The sequence below is a fragment of the Arenimonas sp. MALMAid1274 genome (genome assembly GCF_049195245.1).
In the GTDB taxonomy this organism is placed as follows: Bacteria; Pseudomonadota; Gammaproteobacteria; order Xanthomonadales; family Xanthomonadaceae; genus Arenimonas.
The window spans coordinates 373,190-394,118 of record NZ_JBMIRR010000026.1; the positions used below are offsets into that span (position 1 = coordinate 373,190).

Below are 20,929 nucleotides of genomic sequence, written 5' to 3' on the forward strand. Positions count from 1 at the left end.
GGCCCGGGGGCTAGGCTTCCGCGGCGCCGTGAACGCGGTCGCCACCGGCGCGCTTGGCCACGTACATGGCCTCGTCGGCGCGCTTGACCAGAACGTCCAGCTGCACCTGCTCGCCCACCATGGCCGCCACGCCGATGGACATCGGGCAGGCCACGGCGCGACCGCGGAACTGGAAGGGGGTCTCGACCAGCGCCGCGCGCAGGCGTTCGGCCACGATGCGGCCGCCCGGCCCGTCGGTGTTGGGCAGCAGCACCACGAATTCGTCGCCACCCAGCCGGCACAGCAGGTCCTCGCCGCGCAGTACGCGGTTGGCGATCATGGCCAGGTGTTGCAGCAGCCGGTCGCCGGCCTCGTGGCCCAGGCCGTCGTTGACCTGCTTGAACTGGTCCAGGTCCACGAGCAGGGCCGCCAGCGGACGGCCCGAGCGCCGCGCCGCGGCGACCATCGCCTTGCCCTGGGTATCCAGCGCGCTGCGCGCCAGCACGCCGGTCAGGGTGTCCACCGTGGCCAGCCTTCGCACCGCGGCGTAGGCGCGCTCGGCGTGCATCAGCACGAAGGCCAGGCTGAGGAAGACCACCCCGGTGTTCATGTAGAGGAAGACCAGCAGGTCACTGGCGCCGGCTTCCAGCAGCTGGCCCGATGGCCGCGGCCAGAGCACGTGGTCGACCAGCCGCGCGCCCAGGGTCACCACGCCCAGCAGGGCGAAGGCCGCGGCCGCGCGCCCGGCATGCGCGGTGGTGTCGCGGGCCGCGTGGCGCAGCGCCCAGGCCATGGCCAGCAGCAGCACCATGCCGGCGGCGGAGTTGAGGATCACGCGGCCGCTGGAGTGCGGCCATGGCATCGGCAGCACGGCCGACAGCACCACGCTGGCGATCACCACCGACCACAGCAGCCAGCGTCGTTCCGGCAGGCCATGGAACCCGCGCACGGCGCGGGTCATCTCGGCGAAGCTGGCCTGCATCAGCACCGTGCCGATGCCGATGGCGACCACGTCAGGCCAGATCCCACGCTGGGCCAGGGCCAGCCAGGCGACGGGCAGCATCACCAGGGCCGCGGTCCAGATGCGCATGTGGCGGCGGTGTTCGACCGGGAATCCGCGCGCCACCTGCAGGAACAGCAGGGCCGTGAACAGGCTCAGCACCATGCCCAGCACCATCACCGACCGCACGCCCAGTTCCATGGCCTCTCCTCGTCCAGGCGCCAGCGTAACGCGTCCGCGTCATTCAAATTGACGCCCTGTTCATGTTTCGTGGCAGACTCTGTCCCCGTAGAAGGGGAGTAGCTCCCGCTGCCGATATCGTCATCACGGGTCCGGACCCCAGTTCCGCAACCCCGGTACGGCAGGCAGGCCCACGGGCCTGCGAGCGAGACCTTCGCCCGCCAGCGGCGAAGGCGTTCCGTGTCCGGAACAGCGCGCGCGCCTGCGGCCGCGAAGCTCGTTACCGGAGATCTGGATGGAAACCATCGCCACACCCCTGATGTGGGCCGTGTTCACGGCCTTCGTCGTCGTCGCCCTGCTCGTGGACCTCGTGGTGCTGCGCCAGAACGGCCCGCACAAGGTCAGCACCCGTGAAGCCCTGACCTGGTCCGCGGCCTGGATCGCGCTGGCCATCGTCTTCAATGCCGGCCTGTGGTGGTACCTGCAGGGCCGCGTGCCCGGGCCGGAAGCCGACCGCATCGCGCTGGAATTCTTCACCGGCTACCTGGTGGAGAAGGCGCTGGCCGTCGACAACATCTTCGTGTTCCTGATGCTGTTCACCTACTTCGGAGTGCCGGCGCAGTCGCAGCAGCGGGTGCTGATCTTCGGCGTGCTGGGCGCGATCGTGCTGCGCGCGATCATGATCTTCGTCGGCGCGGCGCTGATCGCCCAGTTCCACTGGGTGCTGTACATCTTCGGCGCCTTCCTGCTGCTCACCGGTGCCAAGATGCTGTGGGCCGCGGGCCAGCAGCCGGACATGGACAAGAACCCGATCCTGCGCTGGATCACCGCCCACCTGCCGCTGATCCGCCGCTACCACGGCGAGGCGCTGTGGATCGGCCAGGGCAAGCGCCGCAAGTACACGCCGCTGTTCGTGGTGCTGGTGATGATCGCGATCACCGACGTGATCTTCGCGGTCGACTCGATCCCGGCCATCTTCGCCATCACCACCGACCCCTTCATCGTGCTCACGTCCAACGTGTTCGCGGTGCTGGGCCTGCGCGCGCTGTACTTCCTGCTGGCCGACATGGCCGACCGCTTCCACCTGCTGGCCTACGGCCTGGCCCTGGTGCTGATCTTCATCGGCGCCAAGATGCTGATCGTGGACTTCTACAAGATCCCGGTGGCGGTTTCGCTGGGCGTGGTGGCCGCCACCCTGGCGGGCGCGATGCTGCTCAGCCTGTGGATCAAGCCGCGCGATCCGGCGACCGAAACCTGAGCCGGGCGGCCGGGGCGCCCTTGCGGGCGTCCCGGCCGGCCCCATCTGGTGTCGATGGAACCCGAACGAGAACAGCACGCAGCCGCGGTGCGCGAGCGCTTCCAGAACGCGCTGCTGGCCAGCCTGGCCTTCATCGCGCTGCTCGGCGCGATCTTCTACCTCGAGCCCCTGCTGGGCGACACCCGGCCGTGGAGCCTGGTGCCGCAGAGCTGGCCCGGCCTGGTGGGCGTGATCACCGCGCCCCTGCTGCACGGCTCGGCCGGCCACTGGCTGGCCAATGCCAGCGGCGTGCTGATCCTGGGCACCCTGGTGGGCACGGTGTATCCGCGCGCCAGCCTGCGCGCCCTGCCGCTGATCTGGATCCTGTCCGGGCTGGGCACCTGGATCATCGGCCGGCCTTCCTTCCACATCGGCGCCAGCGGCCTGACCCACGGCCTGATGTTCCTGCTGCTGTTCCTGGGCCTGCTGAGGCGGGACCGGCCGGCGATCGCCGCGGCCCTGATCGCCTTCTTCTTCTTCGGCGGCATGGTGCTGACCGTGCTGCCGCGCGAGCCCGGCGTGTCCTGGGAATACCACCTGTGCGGCGCCCTGGCCGGCGTGCTGGCGGCCTTCCTGTGGCGGCGCGCCGACCCCGAGCCGCCGCGGCAGCGCTACAGCTGGGAGGACGAGGCCGAGCAGGCCGAGCCCGATCCCGAGCTCGAGCTGCCGGGTCCGGACGCGGTGCCGGTGCTCTGGCACCGGCAGGAGGAACCGCGGGGCGTGGTGCTGCCGTTCCGGCCGCGGGCCGCGCTGGTGCCGGCCGCCGCGGCGTCTGCGATCGGCGAAGAACCGGGGGCTCCGCCACCCCCGCCGGAAACGGATTCACCATCCATCGGGCCGGTTCGTCCGACTGACGACGTTCCCTTGCGCTAACCGGGCGGCGATGAAAGGCTAGCGCCCGGTTTTTGCGTCCCCGGGGAAGCTCCACCCGATGTCCTGGTCGTTCGACATTCGCTCCGCCCTGATGGTCGGCGCCCTGCTGACCGTGCTGGTCGGCGGGCTGATGTTGATCGCCAGCCGTTCGTTCCCGCCGTCCTACCGCACCAGCATGGGCTGGTGGGTGGCCGCGTGCGTGATGCTGCCGGGCAGCTTCGTGGCGATGGCCCTGCGCGACCTCGCGCCGGCCTGGCTCACCGTCGGACTGTCCAACCTGATGGTGGCCGCGGGCTTTGCCTTCGTGGCGATCGCGCTGGAAATCTTCCAGGGTCGTCCGAAGCGGCGCGCGCACCTGTGGGTGCTGGTGGTCGCCACGGTGGCGGCCTCGGTGGGCCTGCGCCTGCTGGAGGCAAGCCTGTCGCTCCGACTGGCGGTGGTGGCCGCGCTGCTGGGCCTGCTGCTGGCCAGCGTGCTCTGGAACCTCTACCGCAGCCCGCAGCCGGGTGGTCGCACGCAGCACATCCTGGGCGCGGTGTTCGTGATCTCGGCGGGCATCCTGTTCTACCGCGCGGGCGCGATGTTCCTGGCGCCCAACCTGGTTACCGACCTGTTCCAGCTTACCCACCTGCAGGTGCTGACCTACGCGGTGGGCAGCGCGCTGCCCGTGGTGGCCAGCTTCGCCTTCCTGCTGATGTGCACCGAGCGCAGCCAGCGCGAGCTGGCGCGTGCGGCCGGCACCGACTACCTGACGGGCGCCTTCAACCGGCGCGCGATCGAGGAACACGGCGCGCGCGCGATCGCGGCGGCGCGCCGGCACGGCATGCCGCTGGCGACGCTGGTCGTGGACATCGACCACTTCAAGCGCATCAACGACGAGCTGGGCCACGCCGCCGGCGACGAGGCCCTGGTGCAGGCGGTGCAGCGCATCCGCGGCCTGCTGCGCACCGAGGACGTGTTCGGGCGGCTGGGCGGCGAGGAGTTCATCGTGCTGATGCCCGGCACCGACGGTGACAGCGCGCTGACGGCGGCCGAGCGCATCCGCGAGAACTTCGCGGCCGAGACCCTGCACCTGGATGGCGATGAACGCCGCATCACGCTGTCCATCGGCGTGGCGGCGCTGGCCCCGGCCGACCGCCAGTTCTCGCAGCTGCTGCAGCGCGCCGACCGGGCCATGTACGCGGCCAAGAACGCCGGCCGCGACCTGGTGATGGCGGCGGCGGTGAGCGGCTGGAATCCGCGCGAGGAAGATCAGCCGCGCTGAAGGCCCAGCTGCCGGTCGTGCACGCGCGACAGCAGCAGCAGGGACAGCACCGCGCCGCACAGGGCCAGGAACATGTCCCACTGCGTGTCCCAGACGTCGCCCTGGGTGGCCAGGAACGCGTCGGCCTCGCCGCCCCAGGCCAGGGCTGCCCACCATTCGATGAACTCGAAGAAGGCGCTGAACGACAGCGCCGCCGCGCACACCAGGTAGAACAGCCAGCCGCCGACCTGCAGCGGCGTCTTCCGCAGCAGCAGTTCGCGCGCCAGGATCGCCGGCACGAAACCCTGCGCGAAGTGGCCCAGGCGGTCGTAGTGGTTGCGGGCCAGGTCGAAGCTGTCCTTGAACCACAGGCCCAGCGGCGTCTCGGCATAGGTGTGGGCACCGCCGTAGATCAGGATCACGGCGTGGATGGCCAGCAGCCAGCACAGCAGGCGCGTCAGCGGGAAGCGGCCCCAGGCCCAGGCCACCAGCGGCAGGCCGACCATCACCCAGATCACCTCCAGCAGCCAGGTGAGCCGGTCGGTCGGGTCGATGCCCGACCAGGCCAGCGCGCCGATCACGGCCAGCGCAAGGAACCAGCCTTCGGCGCGTGTCGGCGTGCGGATCTTTCCGGTCCCGGCCATCGTGTGATCTCCCGTTTCGTGGCGGCCATCATTCCACGTCGGCCGGCGCGGTGTTAGCGTCGGCGCTTCCTTACCGCGCCGGGATCCGTCGATGAAGCCGATGTTCGCTCCGCTTGCCCTTTGCCTGCTGGTGGCCTGCGGGCGCACGCCCGGACCCGAGGCGCGGGCGGCGCCCGCAGCCTCGGCCGACGCCGCGCCTGCGGCCGACGCCAGCGGCGCGCGCCGCATCGAGGCCGACGTGGCCTTCCTGGCCGACGACCTGCTGGAGGGCCGCGCCGCCGGCACCCGCGGTTATGACCTGGCCGCGCTGTACGTGGCCAACCGCTACCGCGCGATCGGGCTGGAGCCGGCCGGCGACGACGGCACGTACTTCCAGGCCGTGCCCCTGCTGGAAGGCCGCCGCAAGCGCGAAGGCGCCGAGTTCAGCGTGCAGCGGCCCGATGGCAAGGTCTCTTTCGTGTTCCAGGACGAGTTCCTTTCGGGCGTGAACTTCAATGCGGCCAGCCACGTGCTCAACGCGCCGATGGTGTTCGTCGGGCAGGCGGTGCATGCGCCCGACCTGGGCCGCGACGACTTCGCCGGCGTGGACGTGCGCGGCAAGGTGGCGGTGTATTTCTCCGGCGCACCGGCGGCGTTCCCGAACACGCAGCGCGCCTTCCACGCCGCCTCGCGCGACAAGCTGACGCTGCTGGCGGCGCGCGGCGCCGTCGGCGCCATCGTCATCGGCAATCCGGTGGACGAGGCCAAGAATCCGTGGGCGCGCATGGCTGCCAACTGGGAGATGCCGGGCATGCGCCTGGTGGACGCCGACGGCAAGCCGATCGACGCCTGGCCCGAGCTCAAGGCGACCGCCAGCCTGAGCGCCGCCGGCGCGCGCAAGCTGCTGGCAGGCGCGCCGATGTCGGCCGACGAGATCTTCGAGCGGCGCGAGAAGGGCACGCTGGAATCCTTCGACCTGCCGGGCCAAGTGACGCTGGCCGGTGCCACCACGCTCGAGCGCCGCGACAGCCGCAACGTGGTCGGCAAGCTGCCGGGCTCGGACCCGGCGCTGGCCGGCGAGCACATCGCCTACAGCGCGCACCTGGACCACGTGGGCCGCGGCGCGCCGGTGGACGGCGACGACATCTACAACGGTGCCTTCGACAATGCGCTGGGCATCGCGGTGATGCTGCAGGCGGCCACCGAGGTGCGCGCCGATGCCACCGCGCCGCGGCGTTCGCTGCTGTTCGTGGCGGTGACGGCCGAGGAGCGCGGCCTGCTGGGCGCGGAGTACTTCGTGCGCTATCCGACCGTGCCGCGCGAGTCGCTGGTGGCCAACATCAACATGGACATGCCGGTGATGCTGACCGACGTCACCGACGTGGTGCCGATCGGCATCGCCCACAGCTCGCTGGAGGCCGACGTACAGGCTGCGGCGCAGCAGCTGGGCGTGGGCCTGAGCGAGGACCCCAAGCCCGAGGAAGTGGTGTTCGTGCGCTCGGACCAGTACGCGTTCGTGCGCCAGGGTATCCCGGCGGTGTACCTGGACGGCGGCATCACGGCGCGCGAGCCGGGCGTGGACGCGCTGGCGATGTACGACGACTTCCTGCGCACGCACTACCACCAGCCCAGCGATGACACGAGCCTGTCGATCAACTACCCGAGCGCGGCGATGCTGGCCCGGCTCAATGCGCAGATAGGCCGCCGCGTCGGCAACGCCGATGCGCGCCCGTCGTGGAAGGAAGGCGACTTCTTCGGCACGAAGTTCGGCGCCGCCAGGCCATGAGCCTGCGGGTTCCCGCGCGGCATGCCGGATTGCTGTTCGCGTTCCTGATGTCGCTGCTGATGGCCGGCCTGATGTCGGGCATCATCACCGCGGTCAATCGCGGCGTGGATGCCGGCTTCCCGGCGGCGTGGCTGCACAGTTTCCTGGTGGCCTGGCCGATCGCGTTCCCGCTGATCCTGGTGCTTGCGCCGCGCGTGCGGCGCTTCGTGGACCGCGTCTGCGCGCCCGGATGATCAGCCCGCCAGGTGCGCCAGCGACAGCGCGCGCGCCTGCTTGACGGTGCGCAGCACGAAGCTGGAGTTCACGTCGGCCACGCCGCTGGCGTTGAGCAGGTGGTCGAGCAGGAAGCGCGAGAAGTGTTCCAGGTCCTGCACCGCGACCTGCAGCAGGTAGTCCATGTCGCCGGTGAGCGCGTGGCAGGCCACCACTTCGTCCCAGCCGTTGACGCGTTCGGTGAACTCGGCGATCGCGGCGGCATCGTGGCGGGCCAGCTGCACGCGCACGAAGGCCTGCAGGCCCAGGCCCACGCGCGCCGGGTCGATGCGCGCGCCGTAGCCGGCCAGCACGCCGTCCTGCTCGAGCTTCTGCACGCGGCGCAGGCAGGCGGAAGCGGACAGGCTGACGCGCTCGGCCAGCTCGGCGTTGCTCAGGCGGCCCTCGCGCTGGAGGATCGCCAGCAGGGCCAGATCAGTGCGATCGAGGCGGGGGCTGTCCATTTTCGGCTCACATTCGGCTTATGACGCAACAATGTTGCGCCTGTCTGGTCTTTCTGTGCAACAACGCAATCCTCTTGCGCGGCTCCGGCGATAGACTGGAAGCCGAACCGGAGGCCGCCATGAACCAGCCCAAGCGCGTCGAACACCAGATGACCGACAAGGGCTACGTGCCGGTTTACACCACGGCCGTGGTCGAGCAGCCCTGGGCCAGCTACAGCGCGATGGACCACGAGGTCTGGGCCACGCTGTTCGAGCGCCAGCAGAAAATCCTGGTCGGCCGCGCCAGCGACGAGTTCCTGCGCCAGCAGCGCGCGATGGGCATGTCGCCCGACCGCATCCCGAAGTTCGACGAGCTCAACCCGCTGCTGCGCAAGGCCACGGGCTGGGAGCTGATCGGCGTCGAGGGCCTGCTGCCCGAGCTCACCTTCTTCGAGCATCTGGCCAACCGGCGCTTCCCGGTGACCTGGTGGATCCGCAAGCCCGAGCAGCTCGACTACCTGGCCGAGCCGGATCTTTTCCACGACCTGTTCGGGCACGTGCCGCTGCTGATGAATCCGGTGTTCGCCGATTACATGGCGGCCTACGGCAAGGGCGGTGTGAAGGCGCACGGCATCGGGCCGGAGGCGCTGGTCAACCTGACGCGGCTGTACTGGTACACGGTCGAATTCGGCCTGATCCGCCAGCCGGACGGGCTGCGCATCTACGGCAGCGGCATCGTCTCGTCCAAGTCCGAGTCCATCCATTGCCTGGAAAGCGCGGCGCCCAACCGCATCGGCTTCGACCTCGAGCGCATCATGCGCACGCGCTACCGCATCGACAGCTTCCAGAAGACCTACTTCGTGATCGACAGCTACGAGCAGCTGATGGAAGCCACGCGCCCGGACTTCACGCCGATCTACACGCGCCTGGCCTCGGCCGGCAGCGTCCCCGCCGGCTCGGTGCAGCCCGGCGACACCGTCCACCACCGCGGCACCGGCGAAGGCTGGCCAGAAGGCGAAGACGTCTGACCACCCATCCGGGGTCAGAGTACGTTTATCTTCGACCTCCAGCGGCGGCATCCATCACTCGGCAGGTGAAGATAAACGTACTCTGACCCCGGATGGGTGGGCTTCGGCGCGGCGGGGGAGGTACTTGCGGGTGAGGTAGGCGCCGGCGACGAAGGCGACGACCAGGGGCGCCAGCCACGCCAGGTTGAGCAGGCTCGAGCCGGCCAGGAACGGCAGCAGCTTGGGCAGGCCGATGGACAGGAAGGCGATGTGCGTCGCGACGCCATTGCCCAGCATCGCGCCCAGGTGCTGGCGCAGCGGCCACCGCGGGTCCGCCGGCGGGCGGCGCGAGAAGCGCCACATGTTCACCGCGCCCACGATGCCGATGCTCGAGAACGCCACGAAGATGAGCTGCATCTGGGTAGCCACGAACAGGCCCAGCCAGGCCACCGCCAGGCCGCTGGCAAGGTTGGCTGCCATCAGCACGCGATACACGGGGCCCGTGAAGCGCGCCCAGTCGCGCTTGTCCTTCACCGCGCGCCAGCTGGTCCACACCGAGGTGGTGGTGATCACGATCAGGTAGGCCAGGAAGCCGCCAGCCACCGGGTTACGCGCCAGCATCGCGGCCGTCAGCGGCACCGCCGCCAGCAGCAGGCCCGTCATCGCCAGCAGGTAGAGCTTGCCCGACGCGCGGTGCACGGGGCTGCCCTTGCGGCTCAGGCCCGAGGTCCAGAAGGTGGCCAGCGCCAGCACGCCCAGGCCAGCGTGGACGAAATAACTCAGGGTGTGCAGGGTCATGGTGGTGTCCTCCGGTGTGGGCCCAGTGTCGGTGCGCGGCCGGCGGCGATCAGGTGCCGGCGGTCATCGCCCGGTGGTGCCGGAAGTCACTTTCTTCGCCGACGGGCTTGAGTGCGCCGCGGCGGCGGCCCAAGCTGCCGCCATGAATCCCAGGATGCAGACGCTGCTGTCCCCGCTGAACTTCGCCGGCTACCTGGCCTGGGGCGCGATCGGCTTCGAGATGCTGTTCGCGGGCCAGCCCGACGACCGCGGCGCGGCGATGCCGCTGCCGGCCATTGCCGCGCTGCACCTGCTGTTCCTGGGCCTGTTCATGGCGGTGACCTCCAGCCAGCGCGTCACGCGCGCCGCGCAGGCCATGGTGCTGGCGCAGATCGGGCTGGCCTTCGCGCTGATGGCGATGGCCCGCTACACCTCGGTGCCGATCCTGCTGATCCTGTGCGTGGTGCAGCTGGTGCGCGTGTTCGACGCGCGCACGTCGGTGGTGCTGATCCTGGTGATGAACGCGCTGGTGTACCTGCTTTACCGCGAGCTGTGGCAGCTGCGCTCGCCGGTGATCTCGACCCTGATGCACATGAGCTTCCAGGGTTTCGCCGCGCTGACGGCCTGGTTCGCATTCCGCGCCGAACAGGCCCGCGACGCGCTGGCGGCGACCAATGCCGACCTGCTGGCCACGCGTTCGCTGCTGGCCGAAAGCGTGCGCGACTCCGAGCGCCTGCGGCTGTCGCGCGAACTGCACGACGTGGCGGGGCACAAGCTGACGGCGCTGAAGATCAACCTGGCGGCGCTGGCGCGCGATGCCCGCGTGGCCGGCGACGAACGCGTTGCGCTGTGCGCCCGGCTGGCCGACGAACTGCTGGCCGACATCCGCGGCGTGGTGCAGCAGATGCGCCAGGACGAGGGCCTGGACCTGGCCGCGGCCATCACCACGCTGGCGCGCCCCTTCCCGCGGCCGCGCCTGGAGCTGGAGATCGCCGCCGACGCGCGCGTCGCCACCGTGGCCCAGGCCGAAGCCGTGCTGCGCGCCGTGCAGGAAGGCCTGACCAATGCGGTGAAACATTCGCAGGCCCAGACGGTGTGGGTGGTGCTGCGCCGCGACGGCGACGCGCTGCGGCTGGACATCCGCGACGACGGCCGCGGCAGCGGCGCGGTGCAGGCAGGCAACGGCCTGTGCGGCATGCGCGAGCGGCTCGAGGCGATCGGCGGCGGACTTGACGTGCAGCGCACCGAAACCGGCGGCGTGCACCTGCAGGCCTGGCTGCCCGCCACCGCATGAGCGCCGCCACGACGCCGCTGCGCATCGCCCTCGCCGATGACCAGGCCCTGGTCCGCAGCGGCCTGACCGCGCTGCTGGCCGGCTTCCCGTCGCTGTCGCTGGTGCTGGAAGCCAGCGATGGCCAGGCCCTGCTGGACGCGCTGGTGGATTCCCCCGTGGACGTGGTGCTGTCCGACATCCGCATGCCGGGCCTGGACGGCTTCGGCCTGGTGCAGGCGCTGCGCGCCCGCGGCGATGCCACGCCGGTGGTGCTGCTGACGACCTTCGACGACGCGGCGCTGCCGCTGCGCGCAGCCGAGGCCGGCGCCCAGGGCTTCCTGCTCAAGGACGCCTCGCCCGAGGATCTTCTGGAGGCGATCACGCGCGTGGCCGGCGGCGAGACGCTGCTGGCGCCGGTGCCTACCGATCCGGTGCGCGCGCGCTATGCCTACCGCGACCAGGCCGCGCCCACCGACACCTTCAGCGAGCGCGAGGTGGCGATCCTGCGCCTGCTGGCCGGCGGCTACTCGAACCGCGAAATCGCCAAGGCGGTGTTCCTGTCCGAGGGCACGGTGAAGAACTACGTGTCCGACATCCTGGACAAGCTGGGCACCAGAGACCGCACCCGCGCGGTGCTCAAGGCGATCACGCTGCGCATCATCTGAGTCGGTGCCGCACGGGGCTCACTCGGCCGGCGCCATCGGCGGCGGGCTGGCCTGCGGGTCGTAGTACCAGTCGTTGATGTCCAGTCCCTCGCGCACGTCGCCGGCCGCCACCTCGACGTCGCGCAGCGCGTGGTCCTCACACCCCACGCCGCCGGTCTGCAGGCACTCGCTGGCGTCGCTGAGCAGGCCGGGGTCGCCGGCGGCGCCGGTGTCCTGCGGCCAGGCCAGCAGCCACCAGGTGCCGGCCGGCACCGCCAGTTCGTAGTGCGGCTGGTTGACGTCGGTGCGCACGCAGATGCCGCGGCCGGGATCGCTGCGGTCCAGCGCGCAGACGCGCATCGCCGGCAGTTCCTCGCTGGGATAGCTGACGCGGCCGCGCAGCGTGGCCGTGGCGGGCATCGCGGCGTCTGCCGCCTGCGGAACGGCCGGCGGCGCCGCGCCGCCGGTATCGGCGGCCGGTGCAGCGACCGCTTCCGCAGTCGGGGCGACGGCCTCGGGCGTCGCGATCGCCGCGTCGGGCGCAGGCGCCGGGGCAGGCGTGCAGGCAGCAAGCAACAGCAACATCCAGGCGTATCGCATGTCGGGCTCCCGGGTCAGGTCAGGTGAACAACAGTACCGCGCCGGCGGCCGCCACCGCCGCGCCCAGGCCGGCGCAGACGCGCAGGCCGTAGCCGCGACCGCCGCTGGTCCAGGCCACCACGGTCTTGGCGATCCAGCTGGCGGACAGGATGCCGACCAGGGTCCAGCGCGCCTGCCCCGCATCCAGCACGCCGCTGCTGAACAGGTTGCCGATGGTGGCCACCGCCGCGTGCAGTTCGGCCAGGGCCGCCAGCACCGCCGCGGTGATCGCGCCGCGCGGGCCCAGCCAGGCATTGAGCGCCGCCGAGACGAACAGCACCGCCGTGATGATCGCGGCGAACAGCAGCGCATGGCTGAAGCGGAACATGCGCGTCTGCGCGGTGGGCGCCGGCACGTCGGCGTCGTCGCCGCGGTGCAGGCCCAGCAAGCCGCCGGCCAGCATCACGGCGCCAGCCGCGGCCAGCTCCGGCCACAGCGCCGGCAGCAGGCTGGGCGCCACCGCCAGCAGGATCGGAATGAACAGCAGCAGCGACGCCAGGTTGGCCAGCATCGCCGCGCCGACCGCGGACGAGAGCAGGGCAGGCGTGTCGCGCACACGCTGGCCAAAACCGGCGATGGCGGCGGTGGACGACACGAAGCCGGCGAAGAAGCCCGCCACCGCCAGGCCCCAGCGGTTGCCGGTGGCTCGCAGCGCAACATGGCCCACGGCGCTGATGGCCATCACCAGCACCACCAGCTTCCACAGCGTGGCCGGGTTGAAGACGTCGAAGGGTCCCAGGGTGCGGTCGGGCACCAGCGGCAGCACCACCAGGGCCGAGGCCAGCAGCACCAGCCCGTCCTGCAGCTCGCGCTCGCTGAGCAGGTCGCGCGCGAGGCGGTGCAGCGGCGCCTTCGCGTACAGCAGCACGGCCGCCACCACGCCCAGGGCGCCGGCCAGCGCGGGCACGCGCATCGCCAGGCCACCGAGCAGGCAGGTCAGCAGCAGGGCGATCTCGCCGGTCAGGCCGGGGTCGGCCTCGCGGCTGCGGCGATAGCCCAGGGCCACGAAGACGCCCAGCAGCGCCAGCACCACCACGAACGGCGCCAGCCCCAGCCACAGCGAAACCGCGCCGGCCAGCGCCGCCAGCGCATGCGTGCGCAGCCCCGCCATGCCGCCGCCCTCGGGATGCCGGCGCTCGCGCACGGCGCCCACCAGCAGGCCCAGCCCCAGGGCCGTGGCCAGCGACAGCAGCATGGCCTGGTCGAGTCCGTCCATCCGGTGATTAGTACTCTGACCCCTGTTTCGGGACAATGGGCGGGTTGCCGCCGCCCCGGAAGCCCATGAAGCCGATCTCGCTCACCCGCTACCTGATCCAGGAACAGCACGCCGGCCGCATCAACGCCGACCTGCGCCTGCTGATCGAAGTCGTCGCCCGCGCCTGCAAGACCATCTCGATCGCCGTGGGCAAGGGCGCGCTGGGCGGCGTGCTCGGCGACGCCGGCACGCCCGGCGCGCAGAGCATGAACATCCAGGGCGAGGCGCAGAAGAAGCTGGACGTGCTGAGCAACGACATCCTGCTCGAGGCCAACGCCTGGGGCGGCCACCTGGCCGGCCTGGCCTCGGAGGAAATGGACCACAGCCAGCCGATCCCGGACGCGTTCCAGCGCGGCAATTACCTGCTGCTGTTCGATCCGCTGGACGGCAGCTCGAACATCGACGTCAACATTTCCGTGGGCACCATCTTCTCGGTGCTGCGCTGCCCGGACGACGTCACCTCGCCCGGCGACGAACACTTCCTGCAGCCCGGCACCGCCCAGGTCTGCGCCGGCTACACCACCTACGGGCCCAGCACGATGCTGGTGCTGACGGTGGGCCACGGCACGCATGCCTTCACGCTGGACCGCGAGGTCGGCAGCTTCGTGATGACGGCCCGCGACATGCGCATTCCGGAAGAGACGAAGGAATTCGCGATCAACATGTCCAACCAGCGGCACTGGGAGGCGCCGATGCAGGCCTATGTCGGCGACCTGCTGGCCGGCAAGGAGGGCCCGCGCGGCAAGGATTTCAACATGCGCTGGGTGGCCAGCATGGTGGCCGACGTGCACCGCATCCTGACCCGCGGCGGCGTGTTCTTCTATCCCATCGACGCCAAGTGCCGCGACAAGGGCGGCAAGCTGCGCCTGATGTACGAGGCCAACCCGATGAGCTTCATCGTCGAGCAGGCCGGCGGTGCCGCCAGCACCGGCCGCCAGCGCATGCTGGACGTGGTGCCGACGGGCCTGCACCAGCGCGTGCCGGTGATGCTGGGCTCGCGCGCGGAAGTGGAGGCGGCCGTGGCCTACCACGCGCGCCACGACGCCGCGCCCTGAGGCGCGACCCACCCGCAGCCAGGACGAGACTATGGCCAGCCCGGACGACTTCATCGAGGTGTACGACGACGCGATCCCGGCGCAGGCCTGCGCCGAGATGATCCGTCGCTTCGAGGCCAGCGGCCAGCACCAGCCCGGCCTGGTCGGCGGCGGCCATTACCCCGAACTCAAGAACAGCCGCGACATCAGCATCACCGGCAACCCGGCCTGGCAGGACATGGAAGGCCTGCTGACCGCGGCGGTGCTGGGCGGCCTCGTGCGCTACCTGCGCCGTTATCCCTACAGCCTGATCGCGCCGCTGATGGTCCAGCGCGGCAGCGCACAGAAGCCCGAGCGCATGAGCGCCGAGGACTTCGCGCGCGTGCCCGACGCCGAGCTCGACGCGATCGTGCGCTCGATCTTCCGCCCCGGCCGCATCAACCTGCAGCGCTACCGCGCCGGCGAAGGCGGCTACCCCTACTGGCACTGCGAGCTTTACCCGCGCGACAACGCCGCCGACACCCTGCACCGGCACCTGCTGTGGACGGTCTACCTCAACGACGGGTTCCAGGCCGGCGAAACCGAGTTCCTGTACCAGCAGCGCAAGATCGCGCCGCGCACCGGCAGCCTGCTGCTGGCGCCCACCGCGTTCACGCACACCCATCGCGGCAACCGGCCCGAGGGCGGCGACAAGTACATCGCCACCAGCTGGATCCTGTTCCAGCGCGCCGAAGCGATCTTCGGGCCGGGCTGACTCAGCGCGGCAGCGCGGCCGCGGCGCGGGCCAGCGCCTCGACCGCGGCCCAGTCGCCGGCCGCCAGCCGGTCGGCGGGCGTGAGCCAGGAGCCGCCGACACATCGGACGTTGCGCAGGCGCAGGTAGTCGGGCGCCGACGCCGCGCTGATTCCGCCGGTGGGACAGAACGCCACCGCGGGAAAGGGGCCCGCGAACGATTGCAGCAGGGCCGGACCGCCCGCCTGCGCGGCCGGGAAGAACTTGAAGCAGTCCAGCCCGTGTTCCAGGCCACGCATCAGGTCGGACGCGGTGGCGATGCCGGCCAGGAAAGGCAGGCCTTCGGCCACGGCCGCGCGCAGCAGGTCCGGGGTGGCGCCGGGCGATACCGCGAACGCGGCGCCGGCATCGCGCGCCTGGCGCAGCAGGCCCGCGTCGAGCACGGTGCCGGCACCGATCACCGCCGCCGGTTCGGCGCGCACCATCGCCCTCAGGGCGTCCAGCGCAACGGGCGTGCGCAGGGTCACTTCGATCAGCGGCAGGCCACCGCGCACCAGCGCCTGCGCGACCTGCACCGCTTCGTCCACGGTCGCGGGCGTGTACACCGGAATCACCGGCGCCAGCGCCAGCCAGCGCCGCATCCGCGATTCAGCGGCGGACATCGAAGCGCCCCTGGCCCAGGAAGGCGGCCACGTCGTCGGCGCCCACCCGATTGAAGTCGCCGGGCACCGAGTGCTTGAGGCAGGCTGCGGCCAGGCCGAAGGCCAGCGCATCGGCATCGGCCTGTCCGGTGGCCAGGCCATGCAGCACGCCGGCCGCGAAGGCATCGCCGCCGCCGATGCGGTCAACGATGCCGGTCAACGGATGTTCGGCCGCCGCGTGTACCTGGCCTTCTCGGGTCACCAGGCGCGCGCCCAGCGCGTGGTGGTCCACGCTGTGCTGGTGGCGCAGGGTAGTGGCCAGCCGCTGCAGGTGCGGGAAGGCGGCGAAGGCCGCCTGCGCCGCGGCATCCACGCGCGCGGCGGGCGTGGCCTGGTCGAACGCCAGGCCCAGCACCACCGCCATGTCGCGGTAGTCGGCGAACAGCAGGTCGGCTTCGGACATCAGCGCGCGCAGGATGCCGGCTGCGTCGCCGTTCCAGGCCTCCCACAGCTTCGGCCGGAAATTGCCGTCGAAGCTGACCCGGACGCCGGCCCGGCGCGCGGCACGCGCGGCGGCCAGGGTGGCATCGGCCGCGCGCTGGCCCAGCGCCGGGCTGACCCCAGACAGATGCAGCCAGTCGGCGCCCTCGAGCAGGGCGGGCCAGTCGTAGCCGGCCGGATCGGCCAGGGCGAAGGCCGAGCCGGCGCGGTCGTAAAGCACCTCGCTGGGCCGGTGCATGGCGCCGGTGGTCAGGAAGTACAGGCCCATCCGGCCCGGTCCGGTGGCCAGGCCGCGCGTGTCCACGCCGTGCCGGCGCAGCTCCCCGGCGGCCGCGGCGCCCAGCGCGTTGTCCGGCAGCACGCCGACCTGGGCGCTGGCATGGCCGAAGCGAGCCAGGGACACGGCGACATTGGCCTCGGCCCCGCCCACGAAGACCTCCAGGCAGGGGGTCTGCAACATCAGCTGGTGGCCGGGCGCGCCCAGCCGCAGCAGCACTTCCCCGAAACACACGATACGGCTGGCCATCTGGCGCTTCCTGACAGGGTTGGGGCCGGCCCGGAACCGGTCGGCCAAAATGTCCCGGCTTGTCCCGGGAAGGCGGAAAAACCGCACCGGCGGGCCTCCGCCGGCAGTTGTCGCAGATCGCGAAATCTTTTGCTAGGCTCCCTGACCACCGGTGTCAGGCGCATCCTTGTCCGCGAATGATACCGGTGTCAACGCTACGAAGAACGGCGGCATAGAACTGGCGACACAGTCGGTCCAACATCCCTGGGAGGGGAACATCATGAAGTCGAACCAACGCGGCCCGCGCGGCCCGCTTGTTGCGGTACTCAGCTCGGCGATCGCCGTGGCCCTCTACGCGGCGCCCGCGATGGTGTTCGCCCAGGCCGCCGAACCGGCACCCCCCGCCGCAGAAACCGCCGGCAAGGCCGCGCAGGACGCCGGCGCCTCTTCCGAAGAGCCCACCACGCTGGACGTGGTCGAGGTCACCGGCTTCCGCGGCAGCCTGGAGCGCGCGCTGGACATCAAGCGCGGCGAAGTCGGCAGCGTGGACGCGATCGTCGCGCAGGACGTGGCCGATTTCCCCGACCTCAACCTGGCCGAGGCGCTGCAGCGCATCCCGGGCGTGGCCATCGACCGCGACGCCGGCGAAGGCAAGACCATCACCGTGCGCGGCCTGGGCCCGCAGTTCACCCGCGTGCGCCTCAACGGCATGGAGGCCCTGACCACCGGCGGCGGCACCGACAGCTCGGGCGGCGTCAACCGCGGCCGCGGCTTCGACTTCAACACCTTCGCGTCCGAACTCTTCAGCGAAATGGTGGTGCGCAAGACCTCGTCGGCCGACGTCGAGGAAGGCTCGCTGGGCGCGACCGTGGACCTGCGCACCGCGCGGCCCTTCGACTACGACGGCTTCACCTTCGCCGCGGGCGCGCAGATGGGCTACAACGACCTGTCGTCCGACACCTCGCCGCGCGGCTCGATGCTGATCAGCAACACCTTCAACGACACCTGGGGCGCGCTGCTCTCGGTCGCGTTCACCGACCGCCAGCTGGTCGAGGAAGGCCACAGCACCGTGCGCTGGGACACCGGCACCAGCAACGGCAACTTCAGCCCCGCCTCGCCGTTCACCGGTGCGCGCCTGCCCACCACCTTCCATCCGCGCATCCCGCGCTACGGCGTGATGGAACACGACCAGTCGCGCCTGGGCGTCACCGGCGCGCTGCAGTTCCGGCCCAGCGACCGCGCCGAGATCAACCTGGACGTGCTGTACGCCAAGTTCGACGCCGACCGCACCGAGGACTACATCGAGGCGATCTCCTTCAGCCGCAGCGGCACCGGCAAGCCGCAGACCATCGTGCGCGACGGCGTCATCGACGCCAACGGCAACCTGGTCTACGGCGTGTTCGACAACGTGGACGTTCGTTCGGAATCGCGCGTGGACGAACAGAGCACCGAATTCCTGCAGTGGGGCCTGGGCGGCGAGTTCGAGTTCACGGATGACTTCAAGGTGAAGGCGCTGGTGGGCCAGTCGACCTCGGAGTACGACAACCCGGTCCAGACCACCATCATCATGGACAAGAACAACGCCCAGGGTTACGTCTGGGATTACCGCGACAACGACCGCCTGCCCTACTTCGACTACGGCAGCGTGGACCCGCTCGATCCCAACGGCTGGACCCTGGCCGAGATCCGCCTGCGCCCGCAGTACGTCGAGAACGCCTTCGACAACGCCCAGCTCGACTTCGCGTGGACGGTGTCGTCGGCCTTCACGCTCACGGGCGGCGTCAACTTCAAGGACTACACCTACACCTCGCGCGAATGGCGCCGCGCCTCCGAGCTGTCGGTGCCGGTGATCAACGCCGCCACCCTGGCCAACCTGCTGCGGCAGACCGGCCTGGAAGGCATCAACGTCAACGACGGCCGCTGGGTGGTGCCCGACGTCAACGCCATCAACGAGCTGTTCGACATCTACAGCAACACCGGCATCTTCGCGGTCTCCAGCTCGCTCTCGGGCGTGGCCGCCAACAACCGGCAGGTCAACGAAGAGGACCTGGGCTTCTACCTGCAGGGCGAATTCTCGCTCGACCTGGGCGCGGTGCCGGTCAACGGCAACGTCGGCGTGCGCTACGTGGGCACCGACGTGACCAGCGACGGCTTCTCCTTCGTCGGCGGCACCGCCGTGCCGACCCGCGTGACCCACGACTACACCGACACGCTGCCCTCGCTGAACCTGGTGGCGGAGCTGACGCCCGACCTGCTGCTGCGTTTCTCGGCCGCCAAGGTGATGTCGCGGCCCAACCTGGGCTTCCTCAACCCCGGCGCCACGGTCACCGTCAGTGGTGGCGCGCGCACGGTGAACACCGGCAACCCCAAGCTCGACCCGTTCCGCGCCACCACCCTCGACATGGGCCTGGAGTGGTACTTCGGCGACGACGCGCTGCTGGGCCTGGGCGTGTTCTACAAGGACATCGACAGCTACATCCAGACCTCGCGCGAAACCCGCCCCTTCAACACCTCGGGCCTGCCCGACGCGCTGCTGACGGGCACGGGCGCGGTGCCCACGGATGACTTCGACTTCACCCAGCCGCTCAACACGCCGGGTGGCGACCTGCTGGGGTATGAGCTCAACTACCAGCATCCGTTCCGCTCGCTGCCGGGCGCCTGGGGCAACCTGGGCGTGCTCTTCAGCTACACCTACGTGGATTCGGAGATCCAGTACCTGAGCTCGACCGGTGCGCCGGCGGCCAAGGGTCCGCTGGTGGGCCTGTCGGAGAACTCCTACAGCGGCACGTTGTACTACGACGACGGCAAGTTCTCGGCCCGCGTCTCGATGGCCTACCGGGACGACTACCTGACCACCATCCCGGGCCGCAACGGCAACGACGTCGAAGGCACCAAGGACACCACCACCATCGACGCGTCGATCTCCTACCAGATCAACGACCGCTGGCAGGTGTCGCTGGAGGGCCTGAACCTGACCGACGAGTACAGCGACCAGTGGGTGGATTCGGTCGGCGACCGCTCCAGCGTCTACACCCACACCGGCCGCCAGTACCTGCTGGGCGTGCGCTTCAAGTTCTGAGCACGCGCGTCGCCGGCGCCGGGGCGGACACTCTCCGCCGTCCCGGCGCCGTCGCGGCGCGGACCCGGACATCCCCATGATCAGCCGCAGGCACTTCCTTGCCGCAGGCCTGGCCGCGTCGGCCCTGGCCGCCTGCCGGCCCGCGCGCGCTGCGCCCGCGTTCGATGCGCGCGTGCGGGCCGACGGCCGCGGCAGCCACGCCACCCTGGCGGCCGCGATCGCCGATGCGCCGGGGGACGGACGCGTGCCCTACCGCATCCTGGTCGGGCGTGGCGTGTGGCGCGAGAAGCTGGTCATCGACAAGCCCAACCTCCACCTGGTCGGCGAGGACCGCCACGGCAGCGTGATCGACTTCGACGCCGCGGCCGGCATGGCCCGGCCCGATGGTCAGGCCTGGGGCACGTGGGGCTGTGCCAGCGTGATCGTGCGCGCGCCGGATTTCCGCGCGGACAGTCTGTGCATCCGCAACAGTTTCGATTACGTCGGCAACCTCGCCGCGCCGCGCTTCGAGCCGATCGGCCCGAATGGCGCGCAGGCGGTGGCGCTGATGCTCGACCAGGGCGCCGACCGCAGCCACCTGCGCGACGTCACGCTCACCGGGCACCAGGACACGCTGTTCACCGAGGCAGGACGTGCGCTGTTCGAGCGCTGCGTGGTCACCGGCAGCGTGGACTTCATCTTCGGCGCGGGGCGCACGCGTTTCGAGCACTGCGAGCTGCAGTCGCGCTTTCGGCCAGGCAAGCCGCGCCAGGGTTACGTGGCCGTGCCGAGCACGCCCGCTTCGCAGCCGCAGGGCCTCGTGTTCGACCAGTGCCGGTTGACGCGCGAGGCGGCGGTGCCCGATGCGAGCGTTGCGCTCGGGCGCGCGTGGCGGCCCGGGCGCAGCTTCGCCGATGGAAAGTACGGCGATCCCGCGGCGCTGGGCAGCGCGGTGTTCCTGTCATGCTGGATGGATGCGCACATCGATGGCGCGCTGGGCTGGGAGCCCATGGCCTACACCGCGCGCGACGGCCAGCGCGTGATGCTCGAGCCGCGCGATGCGCGGCTCTACGAATTCGACAGCCGCGGCCCGGGTGCGGTGCGATCACCGTCGCGGCGCTGGCTGCGGGCGGAACAGGCGGCGACGTATTCGCGCGCCGCCATGTTCGCGGGATGGTCGCCGTGAG

General features: G+C 70.9%; 20 protein-coding genes. 12 read left to right on the top strand and 8 right to left on the bottom strand.

Annotation, left to right across the window (positions count from 1 at the left end):
* Positions 1-10: 10 nt before the first annotated feature.
* The gene (locus ACOQFR_RS08035) at positions 11-1,180 is read right to left on the bottom strand and encodes a GGDEF domain-containing protein (RefSeq protein WP_421380520.1); all 1,170 of its coding nucleotides are present in this window, start codon (positions 1,178-1,180) and stop codon (positions 11-13) included.
* Positions 1,181-1,454: 274 nt separating this feature from the next.
* Here ACOQFR_RS08035 and ACOQFR_RS08040 point away from each other — a divergent pair, with 274 nt between their 5' ends.
* From ACOQFR_RS08040 to ACOQFR_RS08050, 3 genes are read left to right on the top strand one after another with little or no spacing between them, the layout of a single operon-like run.
* Complete coding sequence (locus ACOQFR_RS08040) at positions 1,455-2,417, top strand: TerC family protein (protein ID WP_421380523.1); 963 nt, start codon at positions 1,455-1,457, stop codon at positions 2,415-2,417.
* 54 nt (positions 2,418-2,471) lie between these two features.
* Positions 2,472-3,329, top strand: coding sequence for a rhomboid family intramembrane serine protease (locus ACOQFR_RS08045; protein ID WP_421380525.1), 858 nt, complete (start codon positions 2,472-2,474; stop codon positions 3,327-3,329).
* 58 nt (positions 3,330-3,387) lie between these two features.
* Positions 3,388-4,593 carry a GGDEF domain-containing protein gene (locus tag ACOQFR_RS08050; RefSeq protein ID WP_421380528.1) on the top strand — a complete coding sequence of 402 codons (1,206 nt, stop codon included), beginning with the start codon at positions 3,388-3,390 and terminating at the stop codon, positions 4,591-4,593.
* On the opposite strand, the gene ACOQFR_RS08055 is transcribed toward ACOQFR_RS08050, so the two are convergent.
* Positions 4,581-5,216 (bottom strand): DUF2238 domain-containing protein, encoded by a 636-nt coding sequence (locus ACOQFR_RS08055; protein WP_421380530.1) that lies wholly within the window; start codon positions 5,214-5,216, stop codon positions 4,581-4,583. The two genes, ACOQFR_RS08050 and ACOQFR_RS08055, sit on opposite strands and share 13 nt — an antisense overlap.
* 91 nt (positions 5,217-5,307) lie before the next feature.
* Here ACOQFR_RS08055 and ACOQFR_RS08060 point away from each other — a divergent pair, with 91 nt between their 5' ends.
* Positions 5,308-6,981: a M28 family metallopeptidase gene (locus ACOQFR_RS08060; RefSeq protein ID WP_421380533.1), complete on the top strand. Its 1,674-nt coding sequence runs from the start codon at positions 5,308-5,310 to the stop codon at positions 6,979-6,981.
* Positions 6,978-7,214, top strand: a complete 237-nt coding sequence (locus tag ACOQFR_RS08065) for a DUF2798 domain-containing protein (protein WP_421380536.1) — start codon at positions 6,978-6,980, stop codon at positions 7,212-7,214. The genes ACOQFR_RS08060 and ACOQFR_RS08065 overlap by 4 nt, the downstream gene beginning before the upstream one ends.
* Here ACOQFR_RS08065 and ACOQFR_RS08070 read toward each other — a convergent pair whose 3' ends face one another.
* Positions 7,215-7,697, bottom strand: coding sequence for an Lrp/AsnC family transcriptional regulator (locus ACOQFR_RS08070; RefSeq protein WP_421380538.1), 483 nt, complete (start codon positions 7,695-7,697; stop codon positions 7,215-7,217).
* A gap of 119 nt (positions 7,698-7,816) precedes the next feature.
* Here ACOQFR_RS08070 and phhA point away from each other — a divergent pair, with 119 nt between their 5' ends.
* Positions 7,817-8,704: a phenylalanine 4-monooxygenase gene (gene phhA, locus ACOQFR_RS08075; protein WP_421380540.1), complete on the top strand. Its 888-nt coding sequence runs from the start codon at positions 7,817-7,819 to the stop codon at positions 8,702-8,704.
* A gap of 54 nt (positions 8,705-8,758) precedes the next feature.
* On the opposite strand, the gene ACOQFR_RS08080 is transcribed toward phhA, so the two are convergent.
* Complete coding sequence (locus ACOQFR_RS08080; protein WP_421380542.1) at positions 8,759-9,481, bottom strand: hypothetical protein; 723 nt, start codon at positions 9,479-9,481, stop codon at positions 8,759-8,761.
* 154 nt (positions 9,482-9,635) lie between these two features.
* On the opposite strand from ACOQFR_RS08080, the gene ACOQFR_RS08085 reads away from it, so the two are divergent.
* Together ACOQFR_RS08085 and ACOQFR_RS08090 are read left to right on the top strand one after the other, a co-directional pair.
* A complete protein-coding gene (locus ACOQFR_RS08085; RefSeq protein WP_421380545.1) occupies positions 9,636-10,754 on the top strand; it encodes a sensor histidine kinase in 1,119 nt (372 codons plus the stop codon).
* Positions 10,751-11,398 carry a response regulator gene (locus ACOQFR_RS08090; protein WP_421380547.1) on the top strand — a complete coding sequence of 216 codons (648 nt, stop codon included), beginning with the start codon at positions 10,751-10,753 and terminating at the stop codon, positions 11,396-11,398. The genes ACOQFR_RS08085 and ACOQFR_RS08090 overlap by 4 nt, the downstream gene beginning before the upstream one ends.
* An 18-nt stretch (positions 11,399-11,416) precedes the next feature.
* Here ACOQFR_RS08090 and ACOQFR_RS08095 read toward each other — a convergent pair whose 3' ends face one another.
* The gene (locus ACOQFR_RS08095; protein ID WP_421380549.1) at positions 11,417-11,977 is read right to left on the bottom strand and encodes a hypothetical protein; all 561 of its coding nucleotides are present in this window, start codon (positions 11,975-11,977) and stop codon (positions 11,417-11,419) included.
* 19 nt (positions 11,978-11,996) lie between these two features.
* On the bottom strand, positions 11,997-13,232 hold the full coding sequence (locus ACOQFR_RS08100) for an MgtC/SapB family protein (protein ID WP_421380552.1): 1,236 nt from the start codon (positions 13,230-13,232) through the stop codon (positions 11,997-11,999).
* A gap of 65 nt (positions 13,233-13,297) precedes the next feature.
* Between ACOQFR_RS08100 and ACOQFR_RS08105 the strand changes: the two genes are divergently transcribed.
* The gene (locus tag ACOQFR_RS08105) at positions 13,298-14,326 is read left to right on the top strand and encodes a class 1 fructose-bisphosphatase (RefSeq protein WP_421380554.1); all 1,029 of its coding nucleotides are present in this window, start codon (positions 13,298-13,300) and stop codon (positions 14,324-14,326) included.
* Between the two features lie 31 nt (positions 14,327-14,357).
* A complete protein-coding gene (locus ACOQFR_RS08110) occupies positions 14,358-15,059 on the top strand; it encodes a 2OG-Fe(II) oxygenase (RefSeq protein ID WP_421380557.1) in 702 nt (233 codons plus the stop codon).
* A gap of 1 nt (position 15,060) precedes the next feature.
* On the opposite strand, the gene eda is transcribed toward ACOQFR_RS08110, so the two are convergent.
* Both eda and ACOQFR_RS08120 read right to left on the bottom strand, forming a co-directional pair.
* Positions 15,061-15,699 carry a bifunctional 4-hydroxy-2-oxoglutarate aldolase/2-dehydro-3-deoxy-phosphogluconate aldolase gene (gene eda, locus ACOQFR_RS08115; RefSeq protein WP_421380559.1) on the bottom strand — a complete coding sequence of 213 codons (639 nt, stop codon included), beginning with the start codon at positions 15,697-15,699 and terminating at the stop codon, positions 15,061-15,063.
* Positions 15,686-16,705, bottom strand: a complete 1,020-nt coding sequence (locus ACOQFR_RS08120) for a sugar kinase (RefSeq protein ID WP_421380562.1) — start codon at positions 16,703-16,705, stop codon at positions 15,686-15,688. Before ACOQFR_RS08120 ends, eda begins: the two co-directional genes overlap by 14 nt.
* 346 nt (positions 16,706-17,051) lie before the next feature.
* Between ACOQFR_RS08120 and ACOQFR_RS08125 the strand changes: the two genes are divergently transcribed.
* Together ACOQFR_RS08125 and ACOQFR_RS08130 are read left to right on the top strand one after the other, a co-directional pair.
* Positions 17,052-19,763, top strand: a complete 2,712-nt coding sequence (locus ACOQFR_RS08125) for a TonB-dependent receptor (RefSeq protein ID WP_421380667.1) — start codon at positions 17,052-17,054, stop codon at positions 19,761-19,763.
* A gap of 76 nt (positions 19,764-19,839) precedes the next feature.
* Positions 19,840-20,928: a pectinesterase family protein gene (locus ACOQFR_RS08130; protein ID WP_421380564.1), complete on the top strand. Its 1,089-nt coding sequence runs from the start codon at positions 19,840-19,842 to the stop codon at positions 20,926-20,928.
* Position 20,929: the final 1 nt, after the last annotated feature.

What these genes read in the sequence shown, in the direction of transcription:
- ACOQFR_RS08110 (WP_421380557.1), top strand. Translation starts at nt 14,358, where the DNA reads ATGGCCAGCCCGGACGACTTCATCGAGGTGTACGACGACGCGATCCCG.
- ACOQFR_RS08065 (WP_421380536.1), top strand. Translation starts at nt 6,978, where the DNA reads ATGAGCCTGCGGGTTCCCGCGCGGCATGCCGGATTGCTGTTCGCGTTC.
- phhA (WP_421380540.1), top strand. Translation starts at nt 7,817, where the DNA reads ATGAACCAGCCCAAGCGCGTCGAACACCAGATGACCGACAAGGGCTAC.
- ACOQFR_RS08125 (WP_421380667.1), top strand. Translation starts at nt 17,052, where the DNA reads ATGGTGTTCGCCCAGGCCGCCGAACCGGCACCCCCCGCCGCAGAAACC.
- ACOQFR_RS08105 (WP_421380554.1), top strand. Translation starts at nt 13,298, where the DNA reads ATGAAGCCGATCTCGCTCACCCGCTACCTGATCCAGGAACAGCACGCC.
- eda (WP_421380559.1), bottom strand. Translation starts at nt 15,699, where the DNA reads ATGTCCGCCGCTGAATCGCGGATGCGGCGCTGGCTGGCGCTGGCGCCG.
- ACOQFR_RS08040 (WP_421380523.1), top strand. Translation starts at nt 1,455, where the DNA reads ATGGAAACCATCGCCACACCCCTGATGTGGGCCGTGTTCACGGCCTTC.
- ACOQFR_RS08035 (WP_421380520.1), bottom strand. Translation starts at nt 1,180, where the DNA reads ATGGAACTGGGCGTGCGGTCGGTGATGGTGCTGGGCATGGTGCTGAGC.
- ACOQFR_RS08050 (WP_421380528.1), top strand. Translation starts at nt 3,388, where the DNA reads ATGTCCTGGTCGTTCGACATTCGCTCCGCCCTGATGGTCGGCGCCCTG.
- ACOQFR_RS08095 (WP_421380549.1), bottom strand. Translation starts at nt 11,977, where the DNA reads ATGCGATACGCCTGGATGTTGCTGTTGCTTGCTGCCTGCACGCCTGCC.
- ACOQFR_RS08090 (WP_421380547.1), top strand. Translation starts at nt 10,751, where the DNA reads ATGAGCGCCGCCACGACGCCGCTGCGCATCGCCCTCGCCGATGACCAG.
- ACOQFR_RS08100 (WP_421380552.1), bottom strand. Translation starts at nt 13,232, where the DNA reads ATGGACGGACTCGACCAGGCCATGCTGCTGTCGCTGGCCACGGCCCTG.
- ACOQFR_RS08045 (WP_421380525.1), top strand. Translation starts at nt 2,472, where the DNA reads ATGGAACCCGAACGAGAACAGCACGCAGCCGCGGTGCGCGAGCGCTTC.
- ACOQFR_RS08130 (WP_421380564.1), top strand. Translation starts at nt 19,840, where the DNA reads ATGATCAGCCGCAGGCACTTCCTTGCCGCAGGCCTGGCCGCGTCGGCC.
- ACOQFR_RS08085 (WP_421380545.1), top strand. Translation starts at nt 9,636, where the DNA reads ATGCAGACGCTGCTGTCCCCGCTGAACTTCGCCGGCTACCTGGCCTGG.
- ACOQFR_RS08060 (WP_421380533.1), top strand. Translation starts at nt 5,308, where the DNA reads ATGAAGCCGATGTTCGCTCCGCTTGCCCTTTGCCTGCTGGTGGCCTGC.
- ACOQFR_RS08080 (WP_421380542.1), bottom strand. Translation starts at nt 9,481, where the DNA reads ATGACCCTGCACACCCTGAGTTATTTCGTCCACGCTGGCCTGGGCGTG.
- ACOQFR_RS08070 (WP_421380538.1), bottom strand. Translation starts at nt 7,697, where the DNA reads ATGGACAGCCCCCGCCTCGATCGCACTGATCTGGCCCTGCTGGCGATC.
- ACOQFR_RS08120 (WP_421380562.1), bottom strand. Translation starts at nt 16,705, where the DNA reads ATGGCCAGCCGTATCGTGTGTTTCGGGGAAGTGCTGCTGCGGCTGGGC.
- ACOQFR_RS08055 (WP_421380530.1), bottom strand. Translation starts at nt 5,216, where the DNA reads ATGGCCGGGACCGGAAAGATCCGCACGCCGACACGCGCCGAAGGCTGG.